We start from the raw sequence: 10,000 nt of genomic DNA on the forward strand, positions 1-10,000 counted from the left end.
TGCTACTACAGCTGTGGCGTCAAAGCGATGCCATTTGTCTTGCTCCAGATACTCGACCCAAGCATGAGCATCTTTCTGCAGTACCTGCAGATAATCTCCTGTCGCTTGCCAACTGCCTCCCTGATAACCACCGACCACCCGGGCTGGAATACCGGCAGCCCGAAACAGGTAAGCTGCTGCTGAGGCATAATGACCACAAAAACCAATTTTATGCTCAAACAAAAACTGATCGATTTGCGCGTTTTTGTTTAGGGAAGGTGGGCGAAGGCTGTAGCTGAAGTTATAGTCCTGGAAATACTGGTACAGCGCCTTAGCGTAGGCTGAGGGTGTTGTATGCAGTAGTTTTAGTTGTTCTGCCAGAGCACTTGCCTGAGGGTTGGTCTGGCGTAAAACTTGATTTAGTTTAGCTTCTTCATTATTTTGCAGCGCAACAGCTAAACCGTCTGAACTCAGACTGTAAGCGAAACGTCTGTTTATCTGCGGGTAACTTTCAATCAGTCCAGCTGCTACCGGTCTAACCTGGCCGTCAGCTTGCTGCACCTGCCCAAGACTAAATAAGCTGCGTTGAAAATGAGGTTCAACTATAACCTGATAATGATATCGGGCTTGATGTCTCGACAAAGGGGCCGCTTGTTGCCAAAGTACCGGCAACCAGTCCTTGCCATCGTAGTGTTCAAAAACTTTGGCACGCCAATACAACTCATGCTGTAGCGGTTTGGCACCATCAAATTCAACTCTGAATGCCAGACTATTATTTTGCACTAGTCGTTCCAGACCACCGAGTGAAACAGAATCCGCCAGACCCGTTTGAGCTTGATGCTGACGATCAGTTTGCCAAAATGGCGGCAGGCGGGGAAAAAGTAAAAAAAGGGCGATACAAAGTGGCATTATCCAGGCCAGAAGCCGAAATTCAACAAATTCAAACTGGCGCTGATGCACGGGAGCAAACAATAAATAGTGCAAATATAAGTTCGCAAAAAATAGTACAAACACTGCAATTGCAAACCACAGACTTTGGTTGATCATAAAGCCAGTACTGATTAAGAAATACTGTACCCACACCAACTTTTTAGCCTGTCGTAGCTCTGCTGTGACTGAAAACAATCTTAAGGCTGCAGAGAAAAACAACAACTGCAGCATGGAATCCTGCATGTCTTGTTGCGATAGCTGTGAAAGCAGCAACAGACACAACAAGACAGCCAGCGCGTTTATTGTGGTCATGCGTATTGTTTTATCTGTCCGAACTGCGCTGTATTTAAATAGCAGTATGCAAATCAGTACCAGACTTGACCACCAGCTCAAGGCCTCTTGCAGCAGCGCGAGCAGCAGCAACTGGAGTAATAATGCAAGTCGGATGAAGCAAGGATTCAACATAACGCCAACGCCTGTAAGCAGCGGTGCAGATGTGGTTGTCCATTGCCCGCAGGGATTTTTTCACCAGGCGTACTTAGGCTGTACTGGTGGCCTTGGCTTTCTAACTGAAGTATCTGGGCGCAAAATTCTGCTAATTGCTGTTCCAGAGCAGGCCCAGACGTATTAACAGTCAGGTGCTTTGGTTGTTTGATTGAGTTGTTTGACGAATGTTGTCTAATCACTGGCTGCCACGGCGTTTTTGCCAGTCGCTTCCAGTCCAATGCAGAAGCTGGAGCTCCTGCCTGATAAGGCGCCAACTGATCGGGCTGGTCTGGCAGGTGTTCGGTTGCGACGGGCTGGCTCTTATTTAATGATCCCGCTTCGGGATACACCCAATAAAGCTGCGACAACTGAATATGGGTCCAACACCGGATCAGTCCAAAAGGATAACAGGACAGTAGCGTAAAGCGTTGTAACTGATAATAACCCCGACGCTTTGGATACAGATCCAGAACTAATTCTTCAGAGAGTGACTCAAGAGATAGGGGGGAGAAATCGTCTGAAAAGAGCTGGATCATTTTTTTATGTTGATAGTGCTCAAGTTTTACTCTTAATTGGATGGCATCTCCTGCATAGTAAAACGGAGCTGCGGTGCTGCTGAGTTTGAGCCGATACAAATTAAAAAAGGCGGCCAGTATGCAGCAGCAAAACAAAGACAATAGCAGGTAAGCGCAGAGTAATATCAGATTATTCTGATAATTGGTACCGAATAAGTACAGCAGGGCTATCAGCATTACAAACCAGCCGCCGTAAGAGGTAGGAAATACAAAGAGTACATGTTGTTGCAGAGTTAAAACCGAAGTTGCAGGTTGCCGTTTGTCCAACCACAACAGCAGTTTGGATTTGAACCAGGATTTAAGCCATGGTGTGAACCTGAGCATCATAGCGGACAAGGCACCTGACGTAACAATAGCTGACTCAGGTTTTGGCCGTTTCTGGCACCGCCAGGATTGAGTCTGTGCTCAGCGACTGAGGGGAATACCTGCTGTACGTCTTCGGCTGTTGCAAATAGGCGGCCACTGAGCAAAGCAAAGGCTTTGGTGGCTCTGAGTAATGCTTTTGCGGCGCGTGGCGACAGAGGTAGGCAATCAGGTTGTTGCCGACTGTGACTAACTAAAGCCAGCAAATAATCCATTAAAGCGTCACTGACTTTTACATGAAGCACTTGCTGTTGCAGTGCCATCAGCTGCAATTCGTTAAGACAAGGGGTAAGTCCTTCTAATCTTGATTGGCCTGAGTCCTGCTGCAAAATGAGCTTCTCGGTCTGCAGATCGGGAAAGCCAAGAGCGAGTCGCATCAGAAAACGGTCAAGTTGTGATTCAGGCAGGGCGTTGGTGCCCGCATGAAACAACGGATTTTGGGTAGCTATCACAAAAAAAGGTTTGGGTAACCCGTATGATAGACCATCGATTGAAACCTGCTTTTCCTCCATGGCTTCAAGTAAAGCGCTTTGGGTGCGTGGACTAGCTCTGTTAATTTCGTCTGCTAGTAAAATTTGGCTAAAGATTGCACCAGGTTTGAACTGAAATTCATGAGTGTCGCGCAGGAAGATGGATTGCCCCAGTAAGTCACCTGGTAGCATGTCATTGGTAAACTGCACTCTTTTGTACTGCAGTCCCAGGCTAAGCGCTAACGCATGGGCTAGAGTTGTTTTGCCAAGACCTGGTAAATCTTCTATCAATAAATGGCCCTCTGACAATAGACAACATAAGGCAAGCCGCACTGCTTCGGGTTTACCTAAAATCACCTGATTCAGCTTCTGCTCTAACTGCTGTAAAGCATGAATTTCCGCCATAACTGCTCCTGCACTGTAGCCGTTTTGTGCCATAAATCCGGGCGACAAACTGCTTGATATTTTCAGATGTTTAGACATCTGGGTGTTTTTGTCTGTAAATTGCAAACTATTTGCAGATTTCCGCACAATATAGTCATTTAAGCATTGAATTTAGCAGCCAATGAATTTACTTTGTCTGCGGATAAATAACCTAGTGACTAATACTATCAACTCAGAACTATAGGACTACTTAAAGTGACGACCTGGACGCCTCAAAGTTGGCGAGCTTTTCCAATCCAACAACAACCTCATTACGAAGATCAGGCTCTGCTCAGTGCTGTTGAGCAACAATTGCATAAATATCCGCCTTTGGTATTTGCGCAAGAGACTCGTGATCTCTTTAGTCAGCTCGGACAAGTGGCTGAGGGCAAAGCATTTTTGCTGCAAGGCGGAGATTGTGCGGAAAGCTTTAGTGACTTTAATGCACCAAAAATTCGTGACACCTTTAAAGTATTGCTGCAGATGGCTGTTGTCCTCACTTTTGCCGGTGGCTGTCCTGTAGTTAAAGTAGCACGTATGGCAGGCCAATACGCTAAGCCACGTTCCAGTGATTTAGAAACCATAGCTGGAGTGTCTCATCCGAGCTACCGCGGTGATATAGTCAACAGTTTTGAATTCACAGCAGAAGCCCGTAAGCCGGATCCAAATCGGCTAATGACGGCTTATCACCACTCTGCTGCGACTTTAAATTTATTACGCGCCTTTGCCCAAGGTGGATTAGCTGATTTACATCAGGTTAGCCGCTGGAATCTGGGGTTTGTTGATGCCAACCCTCTAAAAGGCCGGTATCAGGATGTAGCGCAACGCATTCAGGAAGCCTTACGCTTTATGGAGATTTGTGGTATCACAGCTGAAAATTCGCCTTCCATTCGTGAGACCTCGCTGTACACCTCTCATGAAGCGCTGTTACTGAACTATGAAGAAGCATTAACCCGTCGCGACTCCCTGACTGGAGACTGGTATGACTGTTCAGCCCATATGGTCTGGATAGGGGAGCGTACCCGTCAACTGGACCACGCTCATATAGAGTTTTTCCGCGGTATTAAAAATCCTGTGGGCGTGAAAGTGGGACCAGGGATGGATGAAGTGGACCTATTGCGCCTGATAGACGCGCTGAATCCGGACAATACGCCAGGCCGCCTGACTTTGATTACCCGGATGGGCGCAGACAAATTGGCAGAAAAGCTACCTGCTTTGGTACGTCGTGTTGAACGCGAAGGTCGTAAAGTGGTCTGGAGCTCAGATCCAATGCACGGTAATACTGTTAAAGCCAGCAACGACTATAAGACCCGTGACTTTGAGGCTATTTTGCGTGAAATTCGGTATTTCTTCGCAGTGCACCAGGCGGAAGGTACTCATGCCGGTGGTATCCACCTTGAAATGACTGGGGATAATGTCACTGAATGTACTGGTGGAGCTTATGGCTTGTCGGAGAACGACTTGAGTAAACGTTACACAACTCAGTGTGACCCGCGTTTAAACTCAGATCAGGTGCTGGAATTGGCTTTCCTGATTGCAGATACACTCCGTGCGGTCCGTAAATAGCAAAACAACGGCTGAACTGTTGTCTGAGCCTTCAGGCAACAGTTCAGCTGCTCTACGCGTTGCCATAGTTGGAGCCGGGGCTATAGGTTGTTATCTGGGTACTATGCTTGCCCAATCAGCAGATTTTGACGTGATCTTCATAGGTCGCGAACGAATGGCACTTGAAGCTGCTGCATATGGCTTAACTGCACAGGACTTGGATGGCGCTTGTTATCAATTGGCATCTCCGGCTGTTTATACTGAACTTGAAGCGCTGCGCACAGCGCAACTAGTGTTAGTGACAGTAAAAGCTCTGGATCTTCACTATTTGCTCCCCCAGCTAAAGCAATGTTTATCCGCAAATTGCCTGGTTGTAGCCATGCAAAACGGCGTAGCTTTGGCACCTTTGTATCAACAATTTCTTTCTCAGACTGTACTACGCGCTATAGTGCCTTTTAATGTAGTTAAGGTAAAAGCAGGGTTTTACGAACGCACTACTGGTGCAGCTATGATCTGGCAGCAATCTGATGATCCCAGGATCCGTGCTACGCTTTTGCAGTTAAGCCATCAAGGGATCAAGTCAAAACAACTGGAAAATATGAAAGCTGCCGAGTTTGGGAAATTGATGCTCAACCTCAATAACGCCATCAATGCGCTATCAGATTTACCCTTACAGCAGCAATTGCTGCAACGTCCTTATCGATTATTGTTGGCTGCAGCTATGAAAGAGCTGTTGAATTTGTGCCGACTGCTGAACATTAAGAGCTATTCCTACACCGTTGTTCCGAACGCTTATCTTCCGCTGTTAATGCAATTGCCTGACTGGCTGTTTAAAAGGTTAGCCAGGAAAATGTTAGCAATTTCGCCGCAAGCCCGCTCCTCAATGTGGGACGATATTCAGGCAGGCAAAGCGACCGAAATCGACTTTCTAAACGGTGCAGTAGTAACTTTAGCGCAGCAGCTGAAGCTTGATGCTCCCGTCAACAGAGGCTTAGTGCAACTGGTTAAACGAAAAGAGCAGGGCGAGCCGATCCGGCTTTGCCTCCTGCATGCGACCCGGCTACTGCAAGAGGCCACTGGCCAGAGCAAGTCTTAGTACTTTTGTCGTTTCAAACCCGTTTGCGATAAGATCTTTGCTGATATTTCTTCGATGGACAAATGAGTAGAGTTTAAAAAAGGAATTTTTTCCTTTTGGTACAAAGCCTCCACTTCATCCAATTCGAGTTTGCATTGCCGCAGTGAAGCATATTTACTGCCGGGGCGGCGCTGCTCACGTATTTTGCTTAAACGCTCAGGCGTAATAGTCAGGCCAAATAACTTGGCTTTCTGTTTTTTCAGCTCCTCCGGCAACCTGAGCGTATCCATATCTTCCTGTACAAATGGGTAGTTGGCTGCCTTGATACCATACTGTAACGCTAAGTATAAACTGGTGGGGGTTTTACCGGAGCGACTGACTCCCACTAAAATAATGTCGGCTTTGGCATATTCTTTTAGATTGACGCCATCGTCATTGGCGAGCGCATAGTTCACTGCGTCAATCCTGAAATCATAAGTCTTTTCATGCATGCTATGGGTGCGGTGTGTTTTAGGCATCGCGGCTATGCCCAATTCCTTTTGCATAGGTTCAATAAATGCATTTAGAAAGTCATAGCAAACACCGTCGCTGCTGTTAATGATATGTCGCAATTCCTCATCGACAAAGGTCTGAAAAATTAGAGGCCGGATTCCGGTAGTTTTATAACGATCGTTTATCCGTTGCTTTGCTTGTAAGGCGATCTCCTTGGTTTCAACAAATGGAATAGTGATATGGTCGAATTCAGCAGGAAACAGTGATAATAGAGCATGTCCGAACACCTCGGATGTAATGCCTGTACCATCGGAAATATAAAAGGCTGTTCTCACAATTTTCTCCATTTTGTAGTTATAAAATTACATAAAAATTAAGGTTTTATTTAACTTTGTCGCCAGTGTAGAATTGAGTTGCTTTTGTGGTTAACCATGTAAGCTTACATAACCTGCAACAAAAATTGGAGACTCATTGTGCAAGAATTCGTTGTTTGGTACCAGGACCTGGGCATGCACGACGTACCTCGCGTTGGTGGAAAAAATGCTTCATTAGGTGAAATGATCAGTAACCTGGCAAATGCAGGGGTGCAAGTACCTGGTGGTTTTGCCACTACAGCTTATGCCTTTAATCAATTTCTTGAACAGAGTGGTCTTAACGAACGGATTTATCAACTGTTGGATGGACTGGACGTAGATGATGTCAATGCCCTTGTAAAAGCTGGTGCGCAAATTCGGCAATGGGTGATAGACACTCCATTTCAAACTGAATTCGAACACGCCATTCAAAACGCATATCAACAGCTGCAACAAGGTTGTGCTGAAGATGTCTCCTTTGCAGTGCGTTCTTCAGCTACAGCTGAAGATATGCCGGATGCTTCTTTTGCAGGTCAACAGGAAACTTTTTTAAATGTACGTGGTTACGCCCATGTGATTGAAGCTATCAAACACGTATTTGCATCTTTGTTTAATGACCGTGCAATTTCTTATCGAGTGCATCAGGGCTACGACCACCGTGGTGTGGCTCTATCTGCTGGCGTGCAGCGAATGGTGCGTTCAGATTTGTCTGCTTCAGGAGTGATGTTCAGTATCGACACTGAGTCCGGCTTTGAAGATGTCGTCTTTGTCACCTCGTCGTACGGCTTAGGTGAAATGGTGGTCCAGGGCGCTGTCAATCCTGATGAGTTTTATGTGCATAAACCAACTGTGATGGCTGGTCGTCCAGCTGTGGTGCGCCGTAACTTAGGCAGCAAACTGTTGCAGATGGTGTATTCCAAAGACCTAAGTCATGGTAAACAAGTGGTAGTGGACGATGTGCCTGTCGCAAAACGTCAACAATTTTCACTGACGGATGCGGAAGTGCAGGAATTGGCAAAACAAGCCATTATCATAGAAAAACACTATGGCCGCGCCATGGATATCGAATGGGCCAAAGACGGTCAGGACGGTAAACTGTATATAGTTCAGGCTCGCCCCGAAACTGTGCGTAGTCGTGAAGATAGTAATGAAATGGAGCGCTTTGCCCTCAAAGGTACGGCGCCTGTAGTGGTCGAAGGCCGAGCTATAGGGCATAAAATTGGCTCGGGCAAAGCCAAGGTGCTGGCAAGTATTGCCGACATGGACCAGATCCAGCCCGGTGATGTGCTGGTAACTGACATGACAGACCCGGATTGGGAACCTATCATGAAACGCGCTTCTGCTATTGTCACCAATCGCGGCGGCCGTACATGTCACGCTGCAATTATAGCGCGTGAACTGGGTATTCCAGCTGTAGTCGGCTGCGGTGATGCCACCAAAAAAATCAAGAATGGTCAGGATGTCACAGTGTCCTGTGCTGAGGGTGATACAGGGTTCGTCTACGATGGCATTTTAGGTTTTGACGTGATGACGTCGCGTGTCGACCAGATGCCAGCCCTGAAAATGAAGATTATGATGAATGTCGGTAATCCGGAGCGCGCATTCTCCTTCGCTAAATTGCCACATGCAGGTATTGGTTTAGCCCGTTTGGAATTCATCATCAATCGTATGATAGGGGTGCATCCAAAAGCTTTACTGAATTTCGATGCACAAAGCGACGAACTTAAAGCGACGATCGGCCAGATGATGGCGGGCTACAGCTCACCTGTTGAGTTTTATGTAGGGAAGTTGACCGAGGGTATATCAACTTTGGCTGCCGCTTTCTCTCCTGAGCGCGTGATAGTGCGGATGTCTGACTTTAAGTCAAACGAATACGCTAACCTGATTGGTGGTCAGCAGTACGAGCCGCACGAAGAAAACCCTATGATAGGTTTCCGGGGAGCCTCGCGTTACATTTCTGAAGATTTCCGTGATTGTTTTGCTATGGAATGCGAAGCCTTAAAGCGGGTTCGCAATGAAATGGGCTTTACCAATGTCGAAGTGATGATCCCGTTCGTCCGTACACTGGAAGAGGCCAAAGCAGTGATTGACTTGTTGGCCGCTCATGGGCTGAAACGCGGAGAAAACGGCCTAAAAGTCATTATGATGTGTGAATTGCCGTCCAACTGCTTATTAGCTGAAGAGTTCCTGGAGTACTTTGATGGATTTTCTATCGGCTCTAACGACCTAACTCAGCTTACTTTAGGGTTGGACCGTGACAGCGGTTTAATAGCGCACCTGTTTGATGAACGTAATCCAGCTATTAAGAAGTTGCTGTCTATGGCAATACAAACCGCTAAGGCCAAAGGAAAATATGTAGGCATTTGTGGGCAGGGTCCTTCAGATCACGAAGACTTCGCTGCATGGCTGATGGAGCAGGGCATAGATTCAGTGTCATTAAACCCCGATACAGTGCTGGAAACCTGGTTGTATTTGGCAGAAAAATACGGCCAGTAATACACAATAACTTAAAAAAGCCAGCCTAAGTGCTGGCTTTTTTGTCGGCACTTTTCACTGATACCTTCAGGTTGAAGCGTCTTTATCTGGTGCTAAAAAAGCCAAAGCACTTCATTAACTTATTAAATTTTATTGATTTTTAGCTGAATGGCTTGGCTTCTTTGCCGCAATACCTTATAAATTAACGATGAGTAAAAATTAGCCGCATTCTGGTTCTACAGAAGGGAGGTCTAGATGAGTGACCCGGTGCTTAAATCCAAAGCCCTCGGTTTGATGTATGGCTTATTGGCCGGGGAAGTCTTGGGTTCAGCTGTCGAAGGCATTGAGGAAAAAGAACGCGAGGAGCGGCTAGGACTTGAACTAAATGAAATTTTATTGCAAAACCCATGGCAAACTTTGTCGGGTCAACCGACGGACAGCGGAGAACTGGCTGTGTTGCTGTGTAGGCTGCTGGCCCATTATGCCGAGTATCAGGAAGATGGCGCCTGGCAGGCGTATGAATACTGGCTCAGAACTGAACCTTTTGCTGTGCCAGACGATTTAAAACACGCTTTGTTAGGTGAACCAGATGAAGAAGGTTGCACGACCGAAGCTTTGGCCAGAGTTGGTCCTGTAGCATTAATGGTGCCTTATCAGTCATTACCGCAACTTGCGGCTTGGGCTATGGCTGATACTGCGCTGACGCATCCAAGCATGTTGTGCCAGCAGATCAGTGGCCTGTACGTGATGGCTTTGGGTCATGTGCTAGAAAATGACTGCAGTGCTGACGAGCTCTATCAGTTGATAAAAGACTGGGCTTCGCAACTCAAAGTA

General features: G+C 46.7%; 8 protein-coding genes. 4 read left to right on the forward strand and 4 right to left on the reverse strand.

Translation table 11 applies throughout. From position 1 onward, the window contains the following. From LDL40_RS13110 to LDL40_RS13120, 3 genes are all read right to left on the reverse strand, one after another. Positions 1-1,374 (reverse strand): DUF3488 and transglutaminase-like domain-containing protein (locus LDL40_RS13110; protein WP_300995823.1); only part of this gene is annotated, 1,374 nt, incomplete at its 3' end. Next, positions 1,368-2,297, reverse strand: coding sequence for a hypothetical protein (locus LDL40_RS13115; protein WP_300995824.1), 930 nt, complete (start codon positions 2,295-2,297; stop codon positions 1,368-1,370). The genes LDL40_RS13110 and LDL40_RS13115, both read right to left, overlap by 7 nt. Then, a complete protein-coding gene (locus LDL40_RS13120) occupies positions 2,294-3,208 on the reverse strand; it encodes a MoxR family ATPase (protein ID WP_300995825.1) in 915 nt (304 codons plus the stop codon). Before LDL40_RS13120 ends, LDL40_RS13115 begins: the two co-directional genes overlap by 4 nt. A gap of 234 nt (positions 3,209-3,442) precedes the next feature. On the opposite strand from LDL40_RS13120, the gene LDL40_RS13125 reads away from it, so the two are divergent. Together LDL40_RS13125 and LDL40_RS13130 are read left to right on the forward strand one after the other, a co-directional pair. Next, positions 3,443-4,792, forward strand: coding sequence for a class II 3-deoxy-7-phosphoheptulonate synthase (locus tag LDL40_RS13125; protein WP_300995826.1), 1,350 nt, complete (start codon positions 3,443-3,445; stop codon positions 4,790-4,792). After that, on the forward strand, positions 4,776-5,867 hold the full coding sequence (locus LDL40_RS13130; protein WP_300995827.1) for a 2-dehydropantoate 2-reductase: 1,092 nt from the start codon (positions 4,776-4,778) through the stop codon (positions 5,865-5,867). Before LDL40_RS13125 ends, LDL40_RS13130 begins: the two co-directional genes overlap by 17 nt. Here the strand turns inward: LDL40_RS13130 and LDL40_RS13135 are convergent. Continuing rightward, positions 5,864-6,673, reverse strand: coding sequence for a pyruvate, water dikinase regulatory protein (locus tag LDL40_RS13135; protein ID WP_300995828.1), 810 nt, complete (start codon positions 6,671-6,673; stop codon positions 5,864-5,866). The genes LDL40_RS13130 and LDL40_RS13135 overlap by 4 nt on opposite strands. 138 nt (positions 6,674-6,811) lie before the next feature. Between LDL40_RS13135 and ppsA the strand changes: the two genes are divergently transcribed. Then, positions 6,812-9,187, forward strand: coding sequence for a phosphoenolpyruvate synthase (gene ppsA / locus LDL40_RS13140; protein WP_300995829.1), 2,376 nt, complete (start codon positions 6,812-6,814; stop codon positions 9,185-9,187). Between the two features lie 234 nt (positions 9,188-9,421). Beyond that, the coding region (locus tag LDL40_RS13145) for an ADP-ribosylglycohydrolase family protein (RefSeq protein ID WP_300995830.1) at positions 9,422-10,000 on the forward strand (579 nt) is incomplete at its 3' end.

Source organism: Rheinheimera sp. (genome assembly GCF_020217005.1).
In the GTDB taxonomy this organism is placed as follows: domain Bacteria; phylum Pseudomonadota; class Gammaproteobacteria; order Enterobacterales; family Alteromonadaceae; genus Pararheinheimera.

Excerpts from the sequence above, each read along its gene's own strand:
- LDL40_RS13115 (WP_300995824.1), bottom strand. The coding sequence starts at position 2,297 with ATGATGCTCAGGTTCACACCATGGCTTAAATCCTGGTTCAAATCCAAA.
- LDL40_RS13120 (WP_300995825.1), bottom strand. The coding sequence starts at position 3,208 with ATGGCGGAAATTCATGCTTTACAGCAGTTAGAGCAGAAGCTGAATCAG.